The organism is Mesorhizobium sp. KACC 23794, from assembly GCF_052180275.1.
Lineage (GTDB): Bacteria > Pseudomonadota > Alphaproteobacteria > Rhizobiales > Rhizobiaceae > Kumtagia.
The window spans coordinates 5,832,966-5,852,416 of the sequence record NZ_CP197465.1; the positions used below are offsets into that span (position 1 = coordinate 5,832,966).

A 19,451-nucleotide genomic window follows, 5' to 3' on the forward strand; every position below is an offset into this window, starting at 1 on the left:
ACCATGAACGCGATCCTTCATCAGATCCTGCGCGGCGCCTGCCTGTCCGCCCTGGCGGCGGGGCTTGCGGCCATGCCGGCAGCCTCATTGGCGCAGGCCCAATCCGATCAGCCGGCGCAGGCGGCCGACGCCGGCGAGGATCCCGGCATCTTCGCGCTGGAGGCGGAAGAAGACCCGCCGCTGTTCGACAGCGCGGAGGCGGCCATCGACGCCTTCAAGAAGACGTTGGCCGACAACGACTTCGACGGGCTGGCAAAGCTGCTCGGCCTCGACGCGGCGAAGCTCAAGGTCGAGGACGGGATCATGGACACGTTTGCCCGCATTCGCGAGGCGACGGCCAAGAAACTGGTGGTTTCCGACATCGAGAACGGCAAGACCCTTCAGATCGGCGATAAGCTGTGGCCGTTTCCGTTCCCGCTTTTGAAGGGCGACGACGACGGCAAATGGGCTTTCGACAGCGAAGCAGGGCTTGAGGAAATCGTCAATCGGCGCGTCGGCGAGAACGAGCTGGAGGCAATCGCCACGGTGCGCGCCTATGTCGACGCGCAGGAGGAATATGCCGAGGACGACCACGACGGCGACGGCGTGGAAGAGTTCGCGCAGAAACTGATCAGCAGCGAAGGCGCGACCGACGGGCTCTACTGGCCGACCGATGCCGAGCACGGCCAAAGCCCGGCGGGCGACCTCAACCAGGCCGAACTGGAGGACGCGCGCAAGGGCGAAGGCTATTTCGGCTATCGCTTCAAGATCCTCACCGGTCAAGGCGACAATGTCGCCGGCGGCGCCTATGACTACATCATCAACGGCAACATGATCGGCGGCTTCGGGCTGTTGGCCTGGCCGGTGAAATACGGCGAGACCGGCGTGAAGACGTTTGCGGTCAATCAGCAGGGCATCGTCTACGAGATCGACCTCGGCGAGGCCACCGGCCAGATCGTCAAATACATCGACCGCTTCAACCCCGACGATACGTGGACGGTTGTGAACGATTGATCGCTGTATCTTTGGATAAAGGGCAGCGTCGGCTGTTGCGGCTACGGCCCGTGTCAGGGGATCTGACGTCCGGCGCGAGCTTTTTGGGAAGGGGGGTGGCTTTACGAATGGGGTCGATCATGCGGCCGCTCGTTTGCCGGCCGAGCTCCCGAACAATACCAGATCGCCGCCGGCGACGAATGCCCTGCCCGCAGCCGAAATGACAATCACCTTGACCAGGGCTCGCCGATGGCGCACTCGACTGCTGCAGCAAATCCCTGCGCCACTTCCACGTCCAGCGCGTTGAGCCGCGCGGGCCGGTTGAACCGGAACTCGACGATGCCACCGTTGCTTCCATAGTCCGCTGCAGGGTTGCCAACGGTCATTGCGCACTCTCCGCCTGCAAGCTCGATGTGCGGCATCGGGCACGAACGGGTCGTCCATCCGTGCCTGCATCGCATCGCGGTATTCCGCGATGAGCCGCGCGCAGAGATCGGCCGCGCCGGGCGTGTCGGCGACCGAACCGACGCCATGGCCTGCCGACCACACGTTTTTCCAGGCTCTTGCCTCACTCGCCATGTCGAGAGCGCCGTGGGACCGCAAATCGTCCGGATCGAGACCGGCGGCGACGATGCTTGGCCGCAGGAAATTGGCATTCACGCCGGAAATGGCTGACGTGTAGACGATGTCGGATGCGCCCGACACCATCAGCATGCTCTTATAGCCTTCATCCACCATCGCCTCTTTCCGAGATAGGCGAGATCGGCGCCCATCATCCGCGCGGCCGCAATCTGACGCCCGGTGCCGATGACACCGGATCGGCATACCTCGACGACAAGTTCCGGGCCGGAAGCGAGAAACATTGGCGCGGCAATGGCCGGCAGCTTCAGACGGCCTTGAAAAGCCTTGGAGATCGCCATCAGCGGGCCTCTCCGATCTTCCGAACAGCGTGGCCCGGCGGTTGGGCGGCGATGCCGCCCACGATGATGTCGATGCAGCCGTCGGCTATGGTTTCAGGCAACATCTCCCCGTCCGCATCGTACCAGCGCGCGATCCAGTTGAGGGCACCGGCAATGGTGAACGTCATCAGCCGTACGTCGCCTGCCCGGATCGAGCCATCGCGGATGCCGTCCTCGATAACGGTCCGCACGGTCATGTCTATCTGGCGTTTCAGTTGCCGAAAAAGGGCCCGGCTTTCCACTGACAATTCGTGGTCGGCGGTGCGCGTCACGCACATGCCGAAGTCGCGGGTCATGATCAAGGCATAGTCCCGCATCAGCGCCTTCAGCCGCTCCAGCCCGCTGCCGCAATTGCGCTCCACCGCCTCGGCCGCCTCGCTAATTCCCTCCAGCCCACGCCTTACGCACTCGAACAGAATGTCGTCCTTGTTCGCAAAATAGTGGTAGATCGTCGGTTTCGTGACGTTGAGCTGCGCCGCCACATCGTCGAGCGAAGTCGCGTGGAAACCCTTTTCGTTGAAGGACTTGACCGCCATGCGCAGCACTGCTTCGCGTTTCATGACACGCTCGCGTTCCCGTTCTTCGGGTTTCGGCCATGGCGAGACGCTGGTGCGCGATGCGACGGGCATGGATCCCTGCTTTGCGGATCAGTCATGAGAATTCGATTGCGTAACTGATTTACTCTTGAGTAAACATTTGTCAAACGGCCCGATTGCCGGAGGCCAGCGGCGAACGACTTCGCGATGCCTCGTCCGCGTGACGGGAAACGACCAATCCATCCGGCTACCGGCCTTGTCGGGCCGTAGCCTCAAACCAGGCAACACAGGATCACAGCGATGCAGATCGAAAACATGGTGGCTATCGTCACGGGCGCGGCATCCGGGTTGGGCGAAGCGACGGCGCGCGCGCTTGCGGCGCGCGGCGCGAAGGTCGCGGTGCTCGACTTCAACGAGGCCGGCGCCCGGATCGTCGCTTCGGAAATTGGCGGCATCGCCATCAAATGCGATGTGGCGAGCGCAGAAGGTGCCGAGTCCGCCGTAGCGACCGTTTCGGGCGAACTGGGCGCCGCCCGAATCCTGATCAACTGCGCGGGGGTGGCGCCGGCCCGAAAGATGCTCGGCAAGCAAGGCGTCATGCCGCTCGACGAGTTCCGTCGCGCGATCGAAATCAATCTGGTCGGCACATTCAACCTGCTCAGGCTGTTTGCCGATGCAGCGTCGAAGCTGGAGCCGCTGGAGACAGGCGAGCGCGGTGTCGTCGTCAACACGGCGTCCGTCGCGGGATATGAGGGCCAGATCGGCCAGACGGCCTATGGCGCGTCGAAGGCCGGCGTCATCGGCCTGACCCTGCCCGCCGCGCGCGAACTGGCGCCGCTGGGCATCCGCGTCTGCACCATAGCTCCCGGCATCTTCGAGACGCCGATGCTCAAGGGGCTTCCCGAGGCCGCACAGAAGAGCCTGGGCGAAATGGTTCCATTCCCCGCGCGGCTCGGCAGGGCGACCGAATATGCCAGCCTGGCGCTGCACATCATTGCCAACGAGATGCTCAACGGCGAGACCATCCGTCTGGATGGCGCCATCCGCATGGCGCCGAAATAGGATCTTATCGCCGCAAGCAAAGCATGGTTCGGACTTCAAACGACGTCGGATCGCGCGGTCGGAACGACAGCACAAGGCTGTTCATTCCTTGAACAGCAGATCCTTGTCGTTGGAATGTTTCACCAGAAGCGGAATGCTTGCCCCGCCGATCGCCGGGCCGAGATGGCCGAAGGCGCCTTCGAGCACGGAAAACGGCTCGGGCCGGTCGGCAGCACCCGCGCCAGCTTGCGGCGCGTCGCCTTTGCAATCTCCTTACACACAGCGGATGGGATCGCGCTCGATCACGATGTTGTCGATGTCGAGCAATCCATCGCCATCGCGCGATCGCTGACCGAACACGTCAAGCTGATCTGCCTTGACGAGCCAGCGGCGGCGCGGGCGTCAGGCAGACCGCGCAGGAAACCACCGCCGCCACAGAATGCATGTCGACATAGCCCGGAAAATGTCGGGTAATAAGCGCATCGGCAATCTCGCCCCAAGCGCAGAGAACACACATGCAGATCGGAATGATGGGACTGGGCCGGATGGGGGCGAACATGGTTCGCCGCCTCATGCGCGATGGCCATGAATGCGTGGTCTACGACATAAATTCCGAAAGCGTCGCGGCCTTGGTCAAGGAAGGGTCTATCGGTGCCGAGTCGCTTGAAGCATTCGTGGGCAAGCTGGAAAAGCCACGCTGCGTCTGGCTGATGCTGCCGGCGGCGATCACCGGAAGGGTCGCGGCACAGGTCGCCGACCTGATGGAGCCCGGCGACATCATCATCGACGGCGGCAACTCCAACTATCGCGACGCGGTCGACCAGGCGGCCCGGCTTGCCACGCTCGGATTGAGCTATGTCGATGTCGGCACCAGCGGCGGTGTCTGGGGTCTCGATCGCGGCTATTGCCTTATGATCGGCGGCCCCGACACGGCGGTGCGCCACCTCGATCCGATCTTCGCGACGCTGGCGCCAGGACCAGACGCCGGCGCGTCCCCTGCCGTCGGCGACACAGGAACGGCGCATCTCGGCTATCTCCACTGCGGGCCGAGCGGCGCCGGTCATTTCGTGAAGATGGTCCACAACGGCATCGAATACGGCGTCATGGCCGCCTACGCCGAAGGCATCAACATCCTGAAGGCAGCGAATTCCGGAAAGCGCCATCGCGAGGCCGACGCGGAGACCACGCCGCTTTCGGAGCCGCAATATTACCAGTTCGACGTCGATCTCGGCGCCGTTGCCGAGGTCTGGCGGCACGGAAGCGTCATCGGGTCGTGGCTGCTGGATCTGACGGCGGACGTCCTCAAGACCGATTCGGCGCTGTCGAAATTCGGCGGACGGGTGTCCGATTCGGGAGAAGGCCGGTGGACGCTGAAAGCCGCGATCGATACGGGCGTGCCCGCACCGGTTCTGTCTTCGGCCCTGTTCGACAGGTTCAGTTCCCAAGGCGAATCGGAATTTGCCGACAAACTGTTGTCGGCAATGCGCTACGCGTTCGGTGGCCATATCGAGAAGTCGAAATAGGCAGGAATCTGGACGATCCACCCCCCGTACGAGAAGTCGGCGTCGTTTCGCCAGATCACATTGTTGTCAAAGACGGGCCGTTCTTTCGCACTACGATGGTCCTTCCTTATTTTGCTCGCATATGCGAACAAGAGGATGGGGGGATCAAATCGGAAATGCAGGAACCATGTGGATCAAGCTTACCAAGGGCGATGAACTACCGGTGTTGGTCAACACCACCAAAATCAACGGCGCCTCGGCCACCAAGAAGCGTGGCTCGACCCTTACGTTCGATGAGAAATATACCGCTCCCGGCACGCGGCTGACGGTCGGAGAGCCGATCGAAGAAGTCGCGGCACTGATGGGCGCTGCCTCTGCAAAACCTGCGCGCGCGCAGCGGCGCTGATCGACCCGGGCCGAAATGCCGGAACAATGATGCAAAGTCGTATCGTTGTTCCGGAGTGGCATCTGGTGTCCGAACGGCATCAGGATACGCTTGCCACGTCGGTGATTGTGCCGGGATAGCGCATACGATGGATGCGCGCCGGTTTCTGAATCCCGTGCAGGGTCGAACGAAATGGGCGTGCCTGACCGGGATCGTATCGATCCCGTGACATCATCCGAAGCTGACGTGCTGGCGGGCCTCGCAGGCCTCGGCATTATGCGCCCCGGCGAACAGCCATTGCTGGAGCCGCTCGGCGGCGGCGTGTCGTCGGAGATCTGGAAGGTTTCGACCCGCGGCGGGGACCTCTGCGTCAAGCGGGCCTTGGCCCGGCTGAAGGTCGCGGCCGTCTGGGAAGCGCCGCTGGAACGCAGCCACTACGAGGCCGAATGGATGCGGGTCGCGGGTTCCATCCGCCCGGACAATGTGCCGGGGCTGATCGCCGAGGATGTCGGCCGCCATCTCGTGGTCATGCGCTTCCTGCCGCCTGAAAAATTCGGCCTGTGGAAGACGATGCTGCGCGACGGCCACGCCGATGCCGGCTTCGCCGCCAAGGTAGGCCGCGTGCTGTCGGCCATCCATGCCGCGACCGCCGACGATCCGGCGATCGCAAGCCGTTTCGCCACGGACGTCGCCTTCCACGCCATACGGCTCGAACCCTACCTCAAAGCGACCGCGCGGGTGCATCCCGCCGTTGCCGGCCGCCTTTTCGAACTTTCCGCAGCCACCGCCGCGACGCGGCGATGCCTGGTGCATGGCGATGTCAGCCCCAAGAACATGCTGGTCGGACCGGACGGCCCCGTCATCCTCGATGCGGAATGCGCCTGGTTCGGCGATCCTGCCTTCGATCTCGGCTTCGTGCTCAATCATCTCCTGCTGAAATGCCTGTGGACACCGTCGGCCAGCGCCGGTTTCCTGGCCTGCTTCGCGGCGCTGTCGGAGACCTATGCGGCAGGCGTCACATGGGAACCGGTGGCCGGGATCGAAGCGCGCGTTGCCGCCTTGCTTCCTGGATTGATGCTGGCGCGCATCGACGGAAAATCGCCGGCTGAATACATCACGGCTGAGGCCGAGAAAGAAAAGGTCCGGCGTTTCGCGATCCGGCTGCTTCATAAGCCGGTCGTCAGGCCGTCGGATATCGCCGCGCTGTGGCGCGAGGAGATTTCATGAAGAGTGCCATCGAAACCGTCGCCGCGCGCCGTGTCTGGGATTCGCGTGGGCGCCCCACCGTCGAGGTCGAGATCGGGCTCGCCGGGGGCGCACGCGGCCGCGCTATCGCGCCGGCCGGCGCATCGACGGGCTCGGGCGAGGCCGTCGACCTGCGAGACGGCGGCCCCAAGCAGGGCGGCATGGATGTCATCAAGGCGCTGGCCGGCATCACGGACGAGATCGTGCCGGCGCTGGCCGGCCTCGACGCGACCGACCAGGCAGGCATCGACCAAACACTGATCGAACTCGACGGCACGCCGAACAAAGGCCGTCTCGGCGGCAACGCGCTGATCGCCACCTCCATGGCCGCGGCCCATGCGGCAGCGGCCGGCCTGGATGTGCCGTTATGGAAATACCTTGCGGGCGATTCCGTGCCGGGACGCGTGCCCTTGCCGGAAATCCAGATTTTCGGTGGCGGCGCCCACGCCGGGCGGCGGATCGACATACAGGACCTGATGGTCATCGCGGTGGGGGCCGAGGATTTCTCCACGGCGCTCGACTGGACGGCGGAGGTCTATCGCGCCGCCGGCAAGCTGCTGGCCGAACAGGGCAAGCTTGCAGGCGTCGCCGACGAAGGCGGTTTCTGGCCGGTTTTCGATTCCAACGAACAGGCACTGTCTACCCTCGTGCAGGCGATCGAGCGCGCGGGATTCCGTCCAGGCGAGGATGTCGCGGTGTCGCTCGACATCGCCGCCAGCGAGTTCGGCAAGAATGGCCGCTATCGCCTGGACCGGGAAAACCGGACCCTGTCGCGCACAGAGATGATCGACATGCTGCTCGGCTGGACAAAACGCTATCCGATCGTCTCGATCGAGGACCCACTGGCCGAGGACGACGAAGCCGGACTGATCGCCTTCACCCAAGCGGCGGGAAGCAAGATGCAGATCATCGGCGACGACTTTTTGGTCACGAATGCCGCTCGCGTCCGTCATGCGGCGTCGGTCGGCGCCTGCAATGCCGTGCTGATCAAACCCAACCAGGCCGGCACGCTGACCGCGACTAAGGCTGCGCTGGAGGCAGCGCGCGCGGCAGGCTATTCGGCGGTCGTATCGGCACGGTCCGGCGAGACCGAGGACGTGACCATCGTTCACCTCGCCGTCGGCTGGGGCGTTCCGCAGCTCAAGGTCGGCTCCTTCACGCGCTCCGAGCGCATGGCAAAATGGAACGAAGGCCTGCGGCTTTCCGAAGTCCTGCCGACCGGCGGTACGCTACCCCCCCGGTCGTCACTCCCATGGGGCAAGACATGAACGTCCTTTTCCGCTTCGACAGCGCATCATGGCTTGCGGAACGCGTGGCGGGCCTTTCTGCCGAAAGCCTTTCCGTGCGGCTCTGCAGCGAGCAGGACGATTCCGACTATCTGTCGGCCCTGCCGGAAGCCGACGTGCTCTGGCATATCTTGCGGCCGGTGACCGCCGACGCGATCGGCCGCGCTCCCAGGCTGAAACTCATTCAGAAGATCGGCGTCGGGGTGAACACGATCGACCTCGAAGCGGCGAAAAGGCATGGCGTCGCCGTATGCAACATGCCAGGCACCAACAGTCGCGCCGTCGCCGAACTGACCCTGCAACTGATGCTCGCCTGCCTCAGGCGAACGATCAGCTTCGACGCCGCGACCCGCGCCGGCCAGGGCTGGTCCTGGCCACTGGAATGGCAAGGCGGATTGGGCGAGATCGGCGGGCGCACCGTCGGGCTGGTCGGCTTCGGGGCGGTGCCGCGCCTTCTGGCGCCGATCCTCACCGTGATGGGGGCCGACATCATCTACACGGGACGGCGAAGCTATCCGGACGTGCATTTCCCCTATGTGACGAAGCAGGAACTGCTGGCGCGCGCCGATATCGTTTCGCTGCATGTGCCGCAGGACGGCACGACCGCCGGCTGGCTTGATGCCGCGTCCATCGCCGGCATGAAACCCGGTTCGATCGTCGTCAATGTCGCGCGTGGCGGACTGATCGACGAACCGGCGCTGGTTACAGCGCTGGCGAGCGGGCATATCGCCGCCGCCGGGCTGGACGTGTTCGCGACCGAACCGGCTCCCGCCGGAAATCCGATCTTCGCACTGCCGAATGTCGTGGTCTCGCCTCACATTGCCTGGCTGACGCGCGAAACGTTCGAGCGCAGCCTCGTCGTCGCCGTGGAAAACTGCCGGCGGCTGAGAGCAGGCGAAGCATTGCTGCACCAGGTCGCCTGACGCCGGGTCAAAGGCCCGTCTACTCGGCCCTATCTGCCCGCTAGGTCGTTCCGCCCCGCATCGACGAACGGCGCCCAATGGTCGACCGATTCCCGGATCATCTCGACCACCAGCCGGTCGGTCGGCTCGCGCTCGCGGAACGACAGCTCCAGACAGATTTCGTTATCGCTGCCGCCACCATTCCCGATAGTTCGCAACAGCTTCTCCGGAATTATGCGCCCACCCTCATTGTAGGCTGCCGTGAACGGCCAGTGGCCGCCCTTGTTCATCGACGATTGCTTTATGTGGATGATCGGCGATTGCGCGGCGAAGGTTTGCGCCCAGGCGTAGGGATCGGTGTCGGCCGGATCGCTCGAAGCGACATCGCCGTGATCGATGTCGATCATCATCTTCAGCGGGATCGCGAAGCCTGCCGCGTCGATCTCGTCCTGCAGCGCCTGGCACGCCTTCAGCGTGTGGCCGAACTCGCGCCCTACAGACATAGGCTCCCAGATCAGCCAGGCGAGGCCCGCCGCCTTCGCGTGCTCGGCCACCTCGCCCCAGCTGTCGATAGCGATGCTCTTCAGTGCCGCCTGCCTGGACGGATCGTCGAAATCGCGAAAGGTGAAGATCGCGAACTGACTGCCGACGCTTTGGGCGCCCAGTTCGGCCCAGATGTCGGCAAAAATCTTGAACCAGTCGATATAGTAGCGCCGCACGTCAGGATCGGGATGGCCGAAATGATTGAGCCGCCCGTAGGGTCCGGTCATGCCCGAGGTGACGCGCACGCCCGTCCTGTCCAGCGCCTTGCGGAACAGCCGTGTGTATTTGCGAACCGTCGCCGCTGGCCAGCCGGGGTTGACGAATTCATGCGTCAGTTGCACGTCGCGAATGCCGATACCATAGGCCAGCGCATCGATGAGATCGTCCGGTTCGGCGAAGCGGTTGACCAGCGGATTGGTGTTCAGCGAAAGCGTGAAGCCGGCCATCGATCCTCACCTCGCCGCCAAGGCAAACCGCGACACCACATGGTCCGGTCGCACGCCATGCTGCCGGTAAAGCGTTTCCAGCCCTGCGCGATCGAGATCGGCGAGGATGCCGGACCGCACCAGCGCCGAGGCGATGCCGGCATTTTTGGCGCCGACGACGTCGTGCTCGATGCTGTCGCCTATGCCGACCACGCGATCCAGCGGCGGATTGCCGACAAGATCGAGCGCTGCCTGATAGATCTCCGGATAGGGTTTTCCGATCCATTCGACCGTGCCGCCCAACTCGGCATAGATCTCGGCGATGCGGCCGGCGCCGAAGGTCGGACCCGACCTGCCGAGCATGATCCGGTCTGGATTGGTGCAGACCAGCGGCGCGCCGGCGCGTGCGGCCGGCTCAAGCAGCGCGCGATAATGATCGAGCGGAAAGCGATCCCCCTCGCTGCCGGCCAGCAGCACGATCTCGGCCTTCGCTCCATCCTCGACCAGGTCGAGATCGAGGCCGTCGACGGCGCTGCGGTCACCGTCGCGCGCGATCAGCAGGCATTTCGCACCGCGCCGCAAACCCGGCTCCGTGGTCTCGCCAGCGAACTTCCGCCATGCAACCTCGCCCGAACTGACAAACAGATTCCACGAACGCGGACGAAACCCCAGTCGCAGCAACCTCTCCTCGTTCGGCCTGGCGCGCCGGCCGGAGTTGGACAGCAGCACGACTGTGCCGCCGCAGGCCTTCAACTGCTCAAGCCCGTCGATCGCGCCCGGATAGGCTCTGCGGCCGTCATGCAACACGCCGAACTGGTCGACGAAAAACACGTCGTAGCGCCCGACGAGCGGGGAGAGATCGGCGACGTCGACGCTGTGGACCGTCATGGCCGCAACACTCCCGCATCGACGGCGCCCTGCAAGGCGAGGCGCGCCGCGCCGGCCGCCGCCTCTTCCGACCGAGCCGGCAGGAACGGAACGCCAAGCCGTCGCTGCCTTATGCCGGTCCAGACCGGGTTGGCTGCGCCGCCGCCAACACTGCGCAACGTCTTCAGCTTCGGTCCGCCAAGCTCGGCCAGCCGTCCGTATCCAAGCGTCTCGATCGCCGCGATGCCTTCGAGAATGCCATGCAGGAACCTTGCGTCATCGTCCGGCCGCGGCTCCAGGCGCGGCGCAAGATGGGGATCGGCGATGGGAAAACGTTCGCCCTTGCCGACCAGCGGATAATAATCGAGGCAGCTCGGGCGTGCCGGGTCGATCGCCTCCGACAATTCTGCGATGCGGTTGTCCGCAAAAAAATGCGCCAGCACTTTCCCGCCGGTGTTCGACGCGCCGCCAGCCAGCCAGCGGTCGCCGATACGGTGGCTGTAGAGCCCGTATTGCGGCGCGAAGATCGGTTCAGCGGACAGGACTTTCACTGTCAGCGACGTCCCGAGCGCGGTCACGCCCTCGCCGATTTCAGCCGCGCCCGTCGCCAGGAAGGAAGCACAGCCATCGGTGGTGCCGGCAACAACGACCACTTTCGGCGACAGGCCGTAGCAGCGCGCCGCATCCGCCCCGATCCGGCCGATCGGCGTACCCGGCGCAACCACGTCTGGCAGCAATGACCGGTCCGCGCCGGCCGCTTCAATCCAGTCGGGCCAGCACCGCGCCACCGGATCGTAACCCGTCTTCAACGCATTGTTTTCGTCGCTGACGCCGAACCGGCCGGAGAGTTTTCCGGCGATCCAGTCGGCCTGGTGGACGACCTTCCACGGCGCCAGGTTTTTCCGGAAATGCATCGCCTTGGCGAGGCCGGAGGTCGCGCCATGCGCAGCGCTGGTCGAGGGGGCAGCGGCGGCGATCGCCGTCAGGATTTCCGCATCCCCTACTGCATCGGAATACATCAAGGCGTCACCGAGCGGCCGGCCATAGCTGTCGATGGGCAGCATGGTGCCCGACGTTCCGTCTACCGCCAGCGCTACGACACGCTCCGCCTCGACCTCTGCGACCAGCCGGTCCAGCGCAACGGCAAGCGTACGCCACCACACGCACGGCTCGCGATGATTGGCGCCATGATCGTCCATCCTGGCCGACGCCTGTCCAACCACGGTCCCGGAAGCATCCATCGCCAGCGCGCGGGCGCCCGACGTTCCGATGTCGATGCCTACGACGAGATCGGTCATTGCAGCTTGGCGCCCATCCGGCGGGTCAGTTCCTGCCGGTATTTTTCGGCGTCCCAGTTGATCAGCTGGTGCGCGTCCTGGGCGCTCAGGTAGCGCAGGCCCGCCTGCCCGTCGATGCGCGCCGTCACGTCGGCGAGACAACGCGCCAGCGCCTCAGCGCCCGCATTGGCGTCGCGGCGCACCAGCACGCCCTTGCCGGGAAACAGGATTTCCACTGGCACGGCACGGTTTTCCGCCGATGCCTTCGCCGCAACGGTCGCGGCCGTGTCGCCCGGCGCGGCGATCACCGAGCCTTCGCCGAGGAAGATGACATGATCAGGGTAGAGCGTACCTGCGGCCGCCATCCGGCAGCTTTCCAGATCGGTCGCCGCGGCGTGTGCTTCCGGCATCGCCGGCAAGCGAAAATCGCTGCCGGCGGCAAGTCGCAGCAGTGCGTCGGTGTCGGCAGCCGGCGCCTTGCGCGGAGTCCGCGCCAGCAGTCCGCAGACACGGCCAAGCAGTGTTTCAGCCTCCGCCACCGTCTCGGCGGCAACCACCAGTCCATGGTTGCCGAGCACGAGGATGTCGGTTGCCGTCCCACGCCGCTCGGCAATGGCGCGCGCCAGCGGCAGGCCGGGGCGACAATAGGGCACGAACACCCAGTCCAGCCCGCGCAATCTTTCGCCGATGACCGCCTCGGCGTTCGCCTGCACGGCGAGCGATATCGTCTCGACGCAATGGACGTGGACGACAACGCGCTGCGGCATCAGCGCATGCACGGTCGTTTCGATCGACGGTCGCAAGCCGCCGGGATTGAGCTCGGCAATGGCGAACGCTTCGGCCTTCTCGGCGGCAGAGTCGATGTCGGCGACCGCCTGCAGCAGAGGCGCCATCCGCACCGGCACAAAAATCTCATCGCGCAAGGCATTCATCAGCCATGTGCCGGACGCCTTGATCCACAGGGTGGCGTCCTGCTTGAGTGACGTGTTGCCACCCGCCGCCTGCACCAGCAGCGGATCGGCCCCCACCCGCGCCGACAGGCTTCTTAGCGCCTCGAATTCCGACGTTTCCCGCTCCTGCCGATCTGCCATCATCCCGCCTTCGCCAGCCGTCCCCTGCACCAGTCCTCGAAGGCGGCGCGCTCCTCCGCCGAAAGATGCAGCCCATGCTTGGTGCGCCGTTCGAGAATGTCCTCCGCCGTCTCGGCCCATTCGGTCTCGAGCAGGAAGGCGGCTTCGCGTTCGTAAAAATCCGGGCCGAACGGGCGGCCAAGATCGCCAACCGATTGTGCCCGACCGACCAGCTCTCTCGCCCGCGTCCCGTAGAGCCGCGCAAAATGCTTCAGTAGAGAGAGCGGCATCCACGGCCATTCGGCAGCGAGCGCGCCGAGGAAGCGCTCGAAATCCGCATCGGGAATGTCGCCGCCCGGCAGAGGCGCTTCCGCTGTCCAATTCTTGCCCATGCTTGGGAAGAATGGTTTCAGCCTCTCCAGAGCGTGTTCCGAGAGTTTGCGGAATGTCGTGATCTTGCCGCCGAACACCGAAAGCAGTGGCGCCTCACCGGTCCGGGCATCGAGTTCAAAAATGTAGTCGCGCGTCACCGCGCTCGGGTTGTCGGCGTTGTCGTCATAGAGCGGCCGCACGCCGGAGAAGCTGTGGACCACGTCGCGGCGCGAAAGCTTGCGCTTGAAATAGCGGTTCACGACCTTGATCAGGTAGTCGATCTCGGTCTCCTCGGCCGACACGTCCTCGGGGCGGCCGGAATAGGGGATGTCGGTGGTGCCGATCAGCGCGAGATCATTTTCGTAGGGGTTGATGAAGATCACGCGCTTGTCCGTGTTCTGCACCAGGTAGGCCTGCCGCCCCTCCCAGAATTTTGGCACCACGATGTGGCTGCCCTTCACCAGCCGGACGTTGCGCGTGGCGTTGAGCCCGGCGACGCGGCCGACCACGTCGTTCACCCATGGCCCGGCGGCGTTGACCAGCGCCTTCGCGCGGAATGTGCGCTTCACGCCGGTGCGGCCATCCTGCGTCTCGATCACCCAGACGCTCTTATCGCGGCGCGCCGAGACGCAGGCCGTGCGGGTCAGCACGCGAGCGCCGCGCGTGGCGGCGTCGAGCGCGTTGAGCAGCACAAGACGGGCATCGTCCACCCAGCAGTCGGAATATTCGAACCCCTTGGTGAAATTGGGCTCGATCGGCGCGCCCTCGGGCGCGGTCTTGAGGTTCAGCGTGCGCGTGCCGGGCAGGCGCTTGCGGCCGCCGAGATGGTCGTAGAGGAAGAGGCCGAGCCGCACCAGCCAGGCCGGGCGGTCGTCGGGACTGTGCGGGAGGACAAACCGCATCGGCCAGATGATGTGCGGCGCGGAGGCCAAAAGCACCTCACGCTCGATGAGCGCCTCGCGCACCAGTCGGAACTCGTAATATTCGAGATAGCGCAGCCCGCCATGCACCAGCTTTCCCGAGCGCGAGCTGGTGCCCTGAGCGAGGTCGTCCTTTTCGCAGAGCACCACCGACAGTCCACGCCCCGCCGCATCGCGGGCGATGCCTGCGCCGTTGACACCGCCGCCGATGACGAAGAGATCGACTGTGTCGGGGTCAGTCATGGGCCTGGCCTAGAGAGGTTATGACCGGGCCTGGGTGCTGGACGGAGTGCGACATGGAAGAAGCGTCGCTCAACACGGATTGACCGGCGGCAGGCCGGCCAGATAGCGCCGCACCTCCTCGGCCGCCTTCTCTGCCGCGTAGGTCACCGTGCGCACCGAGGCGCCGGCGATATGCGGGGTCAGCGTCACGTTGGGCAGCTTCAGCAGCGGCCAGTCGGCCGGCACCGGCTCGACGGCAAAGGTCTCCAGCATGGCGCTGGCGATCTGGCCGGAAACCAGGGCCTCATAGAGCGCATCGTAGTCGACCAACGGCCCGCGCGCCGTGTTCACGAAGATCACGCCGGGCTTCATTTTCGCGATCGTCTCGCGATTGATGATGTGTTTCGTCTCCTCGGTCACCCGCGAATGCAGCGTCACGACGTCGGCGCGCGCAAGCAGGTCGTCCAGCGCCACCAGTTCGACGCCGGCGTTGCGGTCCTCGGCGCTGATTTGGACATAGGGGTCCGACACCAGCACCTTGCAGCCGAAGGCGCGCAACAGCTTGACCAGCCTCGTGCCGATGTTGCCGTAGCCGACCACGCCGACCGTCATCTCGTTGAGTTCGCGGCCGGTGCGGTCAGCGCGGTAGAGGTCGCCGCGCCATTCGCCCTTGCGCAGCGACTCGTGGCCGACGCGGATCAACCGGGTCTCGGCCAGGATCGCACCGATGGTGAACTCGGCCACGGCGCTGGCGTTGCGGCCCGGCACGTTGACGACCCGAATGCCGTTGCGGCGCGCCGCCGCCATGTCGATATTGACCGGCCCGCCGCGCGACACGGCCACCAGCTTCAAATCGGGCAGTCGCTTCATCATGCCGTCCGACAGCGGGGCGAGCTGCGTCACCAGAATCTCGGCATCGCCGATGAAAGCCACCACCTCGTCGGGATCGCCGAAATATTCCCTGACCATGTCGAGGCCGCGAGAGGCGTCGCCGAACTCCATTGGTTCGTCGGGCCAGGGCTGCTCAAGCATGCGGATGTCCAGCGCAGTGCCGCAGGCTTTCTCGATCTCGCGCCGGAACACCTCCGGCAGCATGAAGCGGTCGCCGATGATTGCAATCTTTCGTGTCATGTCAGTCTTTCCGCGATCCCGCCATGGTGCGCCAGACAGGCCGCAGGGCCTGCCACGCCAGCGCATAGGCGGGATAGGTTTCGTCGTAAATGCCGGCAAGCGCGGCGTCGGGTTCTTCCGCCGCTCCCAGCAGCGGCGTTACCCACTCCGCCGCGCAGGCGTCCATCGAAGCGTACTGGCCAATGGAGACGGCGGCGATCATGGCCGCTCCGGCGGCGCCCGCTTCCTCGCGCTTGCTGGTGCGGATTTTCGCGCCGAGCGATGCGCCGAGAATCTTTCGCAACGCGCTGCTGCGCGCCGCACCGCCGGTCAGCCGCACCTCGCCCGGCAACGAACCCATCACGGCGTAGCAATCGCGCCCGGCGAAAGCGAGCCCCTCGAAAACCGCGCGCACGAGATCACCGTAACCGTGCCGGCTGGAAATGCCGACGAAGCCGGCGCGGGCATTGGCGTCGACGAACGGGCCACGCTCGCCGGCCTCGGAGACATAGGGCTGGTAGAGCAGCGAGGCCGGCGCGGAGGTGGCGATCCATTCGTCGATCAGCGGGATCATCTCGGCGGAGGTGCGGGATATGCCTTGCGAAGCGAGGATGCCGGCGGCCAGCCCCAGCACCCAGTCGATGTTCAGCGTCGCCGCCATGTTCGACTGCATCTGCGTGTATACGCCCGGTGCCGGCATGCACATGGTGTAGCCGGTCTTGCTGTCGTTCAGGATCACGTCGTCGGCGCCGACGGCGAGCCGCATATGCATGCCGGTCGAGCCGACGATCGAGCAGCCGGGCCTTGCCGCCGTATCGTAGAGCCCTGCGCCGAGCGCCGTACAGGCGACATCGACATAACCCAGCACCACTGGCGTCCCGGCCAGCAGGCCGGTCATGCCCGCCGCGGCCGCCGACAGTTTTGCGCTTTGCGAGGCGCCGTCCACCATCGGCGGCAGCAGGCGGCGCAGATGCTTCAATCCAAGGACTTCGATCACCTCGTCGGAATAGCGCCGTGAGGCGAAATCGCCGAAGGTAAAGCAGCCTTCGGACGGGTCGGTGGCGCGCTCGCCTGTGAGCCGGAAATAGAGCCAATCCTTGCAATGGAAGGCGGTTGTCGCCCGCTCGATCCGTTCCGGGGTCATGCGCTCCATGAGCCGAAGCTGCGGCCCCTGCTGGCAGGCGGCAAGCCCGGAACCCGTCTTCTCGAAGCGCGGCCGGTCCTCCGGCAGCGCGCGGATGTCCTCGACGATGTCGGCGGCGCGGGCGTCCAGCCAGAGCCAGCCTTTTCCGACCGGCTCGCCGTCCCTGTCGATGAGCCAGGTGCCGTCCCCCTGCCCCGTCACCGCGATCGCCGCGACGCGCCTGGCCAGGTCCGGCACCTTGTCGGCCAGTTGCTGCAGCGTCGTCGCGGTATCCGCCCAGGTGCGAGCCAGATCCTGCTCGGCGCCGCCGCCCGGAATCGTCTCGTAGCGGTTCGGCATCGCCGTGAACGCGATCTGCCGGCCGGCGAGGTCGAAGGCCACCGACTTGATGACCGACGTGCCCGCGTCGATGCCGATCAATACGTCGCGCATGTCACGCGAGCTCCGTGCCGTGCGAGATCGCCGCGCCCGAGGCGGGATCGAAGACATGCAGGTTTTGCGGATCGATGCGCACGCCGATGGTCTCGCCGCGTTCCAGCCGGGTCCGATCGTGCTCGACCAGAACCAGAGAACCGCCGGCGAAGTCGGCGGCGATATGCGTCTGGTCGCCGAGCCACTGGTTGGCGGAAACCGTCGCCGGCACGCCGTCTTTTGCGCGGCGCACCGCATAGGGTCGCACGCCGATGACGACGCGCTGGTGTTGCAACAACGCATCGCGGACGCCTTGCGCGAAATTGCCCTGCTCGTAATCGAGCGACAGCCCGTCCGGCAGTTTCAGCCTGATGCGGTCGCTGTCGCCCGAGACAAAGGCCTCGAACACATTCATCGGCGGCTCGCCGACGAACGTGCCGGTGAACAGGTTCGCCGGTCGCTCCTTGATCATACTTGGCGTATCGAACTGCTGCAGCACGCCGCCTTCCATCACCGCGATGCGGTCGGCCAGCGCGTTGGCCTCGGTCTGGTCGTGGGTGACCAGGATCGCGGTCAGCCCGCGCTCCTTGATGAAATGTTTTATGCGGCCGCGCAGCACGGCGCGAAGCTGCGGCTCCAGTTGTCCCATCGGTTCGTCCAGCAGATGCAGGTTCGCATCGCGGACCAGCGCGCGGCCGAGGCTCGCCCGCTGCTGCTGGCCGCCCGAGATCGAGCTGGGATAGCGCTCGAGAATGTCCTCGATCTCCAGCAGTTTGGCGATCTCGGCGACCTTCTGGTCGACCGTCGCCCTAGGCAGCCGCGACGCCTTCAACGCGAAGGCGATGTTCTCACGCACCGTCAGTGGCGGGTAGAGCGAATAACCCTCGAAGGCCATGGCGACATTGCGTTTCACCGGCGGCAGCATATGCGCCGGCTTGCCGGCAATGGCGATCGTGCCGCGGGACACTTCCTCGAACCCGGCGACCATGCGCAGGGTCGAGGTTTTCCCGCAGCCAGAGGAGCCGAGCAACGCGACGATCTCGCCCTTGGCGATCTTCATGGTGAGTTGTTTAACCGCGTGGACGCCGTGGTTGACGGGTCCGTAGAATTTGTCGACGTTTTCGATTGACAGCGCAGTGTTCATGCCGCCGCCCCGCTCTTCAGTGCCACCACCTTGTTCACGCCGACACGCTCACCAGTCGCCCGGTCGAAAAGCAGCGCGCTCTTCGGGTTGACCGAAATATGCGCGTTGCCGGCGACAGGTCCGGGCGTTCCTGCCGGCCGCGACACCAGAATCTCGCGGCCGCGCACGGTGCGCACCAGCGTCACCGTCTTCTCGTTGAGCGGCGTCTCCGCCTCGACCGTCACGGGGATAGCCGCCGGTGCGTCGCCTCGCACGAAGGACAGCGCTTCCGGCCGCAGCCCGATGACGCAGTCGCGGCCGACCGCCTGTTCGAACGGGCCGGCGAGATGGACCTGCACGTTGGAGAGGCCGACATAGACTCCGCGTGCATCCTTCGACGGTTTTACATCCAGAAGGTTGATGGTCGGGTCGCCGAACAGCCGTGCGATCTCGATATCGGCGGGATCGAGATAGATCTGCTCCGGCGTGCCCAATTGCCGGATTTTTCCCTGGCTCATCACAGCGATGCGGTCGCCCAGCGCCATCGCCTCCTTATAGTCTTGCGTGACGTAGACCACTGTGGCGCCCTGGTCGTCGAGCAGGCGCGGCAGCTCCAGCCGCATCTCGAAGCGTAGTTTCGCGTCGACATTGCGCAGCGGGTCGTCCAGCAGCAGCACCGGCGGCGAACCTGCAAGCGCACGGGCGAGCGCCGTGCGCTGCTTCTGGCCGTTGGAGAGCGCGCGTGGCTTGTGCGTCAGCACATGGCCGATCTTCAGCAGTTTTGCGACGCTCTCCACGCCGGCCTTGATGGCGCCGGGCGAGGCGCGTTTGGCCTCCAGCGGCGTGGCAATGTTGTCGAAGGCGCTCATATGCGGAAACAGCGCGAAATTCTGGAAGGCCATGCCGATGCCGCGTTCCTCGGCGTCCACGTCGGTCACGTCCTCGCCGCCGATCAGCACGCGGCCCTCGTCGGGCTCGACGACGCCGGCGATCAGCCTCAGCAGCACGGTCTTTCCGGCGCCGGATGGGCCGAACAGCACGATCGTCTCGCCGTCGCCGACCGACAGCGTCAGATCGTCGAGGACGACCTTGTCCTTGTAGCGCTTGACGATTTTCCTCAGTTCGAGCGTTGCCATGCC

General features: G+C 65.3%; 19 protein-coding genes. 7 read left to right on the top strand and 12 right to left on the bottom strand.

Annotation, left to right across the window (positions count from 1 at the left end):
• Positions 1-3: 3 nt before the first annotated feature.
• Entirely contained in the window at positions 4-993 is a 990-nt protein-coding gene (locus ACSBOB_RS28410; RefSeq protein WP_442579372.1) for a DUF2950 domain-containing protein, read from the top strand.
• 117 nt (positions 994-1,110) lie between these two features.
• Here ACSBOB_RS28410 and ACSBOB_RS28415 read toward each other — a convergent pair whose 3' ends face one another.
• From ACSBOB_RS28415 to ACSBOB_RS28425, 3 genes are read right to left on the bottom strand one after another with little or no spacing between them, the layout of a single operon-like run.
• Positions 1,111-1,710, bottom strand: a complete 600-nt coding sequence (locus tag ACSBOB_RS28415) for a hypothetical protein (RefSeq protein WP_442579373.1) — start codon at positions 1,708-1,710, stop codon at positions 1,111-1,113.
• Positions 1,680-1,892: a hypothetical protein gene (locus tag ACSBOB_RS28420; RefSeq protein WP_442579374.1), complete on the bottom strand. Its 213-nt coding sequence runs from the start codon at positions 1,890-1,892 to the stop codon at positions 1,680-1,682. Before ACSBOB_RS28420 ends, ACSBOB_RS28415 begins: the two co-directional genes overlap by 31 nt.
• On the bottom strand, positions 1,892-2,560 hold the full coding sequence (locus ACSBOB_RS28425; RefSeq protein WP_442579375.1) for a TetR/AcrR family transcriptional regulator: 669 nt from the start codon (positions 2,558-2,560) through the stop codon (positions 1,892-1,894). The genes ACSBOB_RS28420 and ACSBOB_RS28425 overlap by 1 nt, the downstream gene beginning before the upstream one ends.
• 207 nt (positions 2,561-2,767) lie before the next feature.
• On the opposite strand from ACSBOB_RS28425, the gene ACSBOB_RS28430 reads away from it, so the two are divergent.
• The 6 genes from ACSBOB_RS28430 (at position 2,768) to ACSBOB_RS28455 (ending at position 8,849) form a co-directional block, all read left to right on the top strand.
• Positions 2,768-3,529: an SDR family NAD(P)-dependent oxidoreductase gene (locus ACSBOB_RS28430; RefSeq protein ID WP_442579376.1), complete on the top strand. Its 762-nt coding sequence runs from the start codon at positions 2,768-2,770 to the stop codon at positions 3,527-3,529.
• Positions 3,530-4,023: 494 nt separating this feature from the next.
• Positions 4,024-5,031 carry a phosphogluconate dehydrogenase (NAD(+)-dependent, decarboxylating) gene (gene gnd / locus ACSBOB_RS28435; protein ID WP_442579377.1) on the top strand — a complete coding sequence of 336 codons (1,008 nt, stop codon included), beginning with the start codon at positions 4,024-4,026 and terminating at the stop codon, positions 5,029-5,031.
• 166 nt (positions 5,032-5,197) lie between these two features.
• Positions 5,198-5,416, top strand: coding sequence for a hypothetical protein (locus ACSBOB_RS28440; protein WP_442579378.1), 219 nt, complete (start codon positions 5,198-5,200; stop codon positions 5,414-5,416).
• 204 nt (positions 5,417-5,620) lie between these two features.
• Entirely contained in the window at positions 5,621-6,622 is a 1,002-nt protein-coding gene (locus ACSBOB_RS28445; protein ID WP_442579379.1) for a phosphotransferase family protein, read from the top strand.
• Positions 6,619-7,908, top strand: a complete 1,290-nt coding sequence (gene eno / locus ACSBOB_RS28450) for a phosphopyruvate hydratase (RefSeq protein WP_442579380.1) — start codon at positions 6,619-6,621, stop codon at positions 7,906-7,908. Before ACSBOB_RS28445 ends, eno begins: the two co-directional genes overlap by 4 nt.
• Complete coding sequence (locus ACSBOB_RS28455; RefSeq protein ID WP_442579381.1) at positions 7,905-8,849, top strand: 2-hydroxyacid dehydrogenase; 945 nt, start codon at positions 7,905-7,907, stop codon at positions 8,847-8,849. The genes eno and ACSBOB_RS28455 overlap by 4 nt, the downstream gene beginning before the upstream one ends.
• Before the next feature lie 29 nt (positions 8,850-8,878).
• Here the strand turns inward: ACSBOB_RS28455 and ACSBOB_RS28460 are convergent, their stop codons facing one another.
• From ACSBOB_RS28460 to ACSBOB_RS28500, 9 genes are all read right to left on the bottom strand, one after another.
• A complete protein-coding gene (locus ACSBOB_RS28460) occupies positions 8,879-9,817 on the bottom strand; it encodes a sugar phosphate isomerase/epimerase family protein (RefSeq protein WP_442579382.1) in 939 nt (312 codons plus the stop codon).
• Positions 9,818-9,823: 6 nt separating this feature from the next.
• Positions 9,824-10,684, bottom strand: coding sequence for a TIGR01459 family HAD-type hydrolase (locus tag ACSBOB_RS28465; protein WP_442579383.1), 861 nt, complete (start codon positions 10,682-10,684; stop codon positions 9,824-9,826).
• Complete coding sequence (locus tag ACSBOB_RS28470; protein WP_442579384.1) at positions 10,681-11,961, bottom strand: FGGY-family carbohydrate kinase; 1,281 nt, start codon at positions 11,959-11,961, stop codon at positions 10,681-10,683. Before ACSBOB_RS28470 ends, ACSBOB_RS28465 begins: the two co-directional genes overlap by 4 nt.
• The gene (locus ACSBOB_RS28475) at positions 11,958-13,031 is read right to left on the bottom strand and encodes a class II aldolase/adducin family protein (RefSeq protein WP_442579385.1); all 1,074 of its coding nucleotides are present in this window, start codon (positions 13,029-13,031) and stop codon (positions 11,958-11,960) included. The genes ACSBOB_RS28470 and ACSBOB_RS28475 overlap by 4 nt, the downstream gene beginning before the upstream one ends.
• A complete protein-coding gene (locus ACSBOB_RS28480) occupies positions 13,031-14,545 on the bottom strand; it encodes a glycerol-3-phosphate dehydrogenase (protein ID WP_442579386.1) in 1,515 nt (504 codons plus the stop codon). Before ACSBOB_RS28480 ends, ACSBOB_RS28475 begins: the two co-directional genes overlap by 1 nt.
• Positions 14,546-14,614: 69 nt before the next feature.
• Positions 14,615-15,655, bottom strand: coding sequence for a 2-hydroxyacid dehydrogenase (locus tag ACSBOB_RS28485; RefSeq protein ID WP_442579387.1), 1,041 nt, complete (start codon positions 15,653-15,655; stop codon positions 14,615-14,617).
• Position 15,656: 1 nt separating this feature from the next.
• Positions 15,657-17,210: an FGGY-family carbohydrate kinase gene (locus ACSBOB_RS28490; RefSeq protein WP_442579388.1), complete on the bottom strand. Its 1,554-nt coding sequence runs from the start codon at positions 17,208-17,210 to the stop codon at positions 15,657-15,659.
• Between the two features lies 1 nt (position 17,211).
• Entirely contained in the window at positions 17,212-18,333 is a 1,122-nt protein-coding gene (locus ACSBOB_RS28495) for an ABC transporter ATP-binding protein (RefSeq protein WP_442579389.1), read from the bottom strand.
• Entirely contained in the window at positions 18,330-19,448 is a 1,119-nt protein-coding gene (locus tag ACSBOB_RS28500; RefSeq protein ID WP_442579390.1) for an ABC transporter ATP-binding protein, read from the bottom strand. The genes ACSBOB_RS28495 and ACSBOB_RS28500 overlap by 4 nt, the downstream gene beginning before the upstream one ends.
• Positions 19,449-19,451 lie beyond the last annotated feature (3 nt).

Excerpts from the sequence above, each read along its gene's own strand:
- ACSBOB_RS28410 (WP_442579372.1), top strand. The coding sequence starts at position 4 with ATGAACGCGATCCTTCATCAGATCCTGCGCGGCGCCTGCCTGTCCGCC.
- ACSBOB_RS28415 (WP_442579373.1), bottom strand. The coding sequence starts at position 1,710 with ATGGTGGATGAAGGCTATAAGAGCATGCTGATGGTGTCGGGCGCATCC.
- ACSBOB_RS28420 (WP_442579374.1), bottom strand. The coding sequence starts at position 1,892 with ATGGCGATCTCCAAGGCTTTTCAAGGCCGTCTGAAGCTGCCGGCCATT.
- ACSBOB_RS28425 (WP_442579375.1), bottom strand. The coding sequence starts at position 2,560 with ATGCCCGTCGCATCGCGCACCAGCGTCTCGCCATGGCCGAAACCCGAA.
- ACSBOB_RS28430 (WP_442579376.1), top strand. The coding sequence starts at position 2,768 with ATGCAGATCGAAAACATGGTGGCTATCGTCACGGGCGCGGCATCCGGG.
- gnd (WP_442579377.1), top strand. The coding sequence starts at position 4,024 with ATGCAGATCGGAATGATGGGACTGGGCCGGATGGGGGCGAACATGGTT.
- ACSBOB_RS28440 (WP_442579378.1), top strand. The coding sequence starts at position 5,198 with ATGTGGATCAAGCTTACCAAGGGCGATGAACTACCGGTGTTGGTCAAC.
- eno (WP_442579380.1), top strand. The coding sequence starts at position 6,619 with ATGAAGAGTGCCATCGAAACCGTCGCCGCGCGCCGTGTCTGGGATTCG.
- ACSBOB_RS28455 (WP_442579381.1), top strand. The coding sequence starts at position 7,905 with ATGAACGTCCTTTTCCGCTTCGACAGCGCATCATGGCTTGCGGAACGC.
- ACSBOB_RS28460 (WP_442579382.1), bottom strand. The coding sequence starts at position 9,817 with ATGGCCGGCTTCACGCTTTCGCTGAACACCAATCCGCTGGTCAACCGC.
- ACSBOB_RS28465 (WP_442579383.1), bottom strand. The coding sequence starts at position 10,684 with ATGACGGTCCACAGCGTCGACGTCGCCGATCTCTCCCCGCTCGTCGGG.
- ACSBOB_RS28470 (WP_442579384.1), bottom strand. The coding sequence starts at position 11,961 with ATGACCGATCTCGTCGTAGGCATCGACATCGGAACGTCGGGCGCCCGC.
- ACSBOB_RS28475 (WP_442579385.1), bottom strand. The coding sequence starts at position 13,031 with ATGGCAGATCGGCAGGAGCGGGAAACGTCGGAATTCGAGGCGCTAAGA.
- ACSBOB_RS28480 (WP_442579386.1), bottom strand. The coding sequence starts at position 14,545 with ATGACTGACCCCGACACAGTCGATCTCTTCGTCATCGGCGGCGGTGTC.
- ACSBOB_RS28485 (WP_442579387.1), bottom strand. The coding sequence starts at position 15,655 with ATGACACGAAAGATTGCAATCATCGGCGACCGCTTCATGCTGCCGGAG.
- ACSBOB_RS28490 (WP_442579388.1), bottom strand. The coding sequence starts at position 17,210 with ATGCGCGACGTATTGATCGGCATCGACGCGGGCACGTCGGTCATCAAG.
- ACSBOB_RS28495 (WP_442579389.1), bottom strand. The coding sequence starts at position 18,333 with ATGAACACTGCGCTGTCAATCGAAAACGTCGACAAATTCTACGGACCC.
- ACSBOB_RS28500 (WP_442579390.1), bottom strand. The coding sequence starts at position 19,448 with ATGGCAACGCTCGAACTGAGGAAAATCGTCAAGCGCTACAAGGACAAG.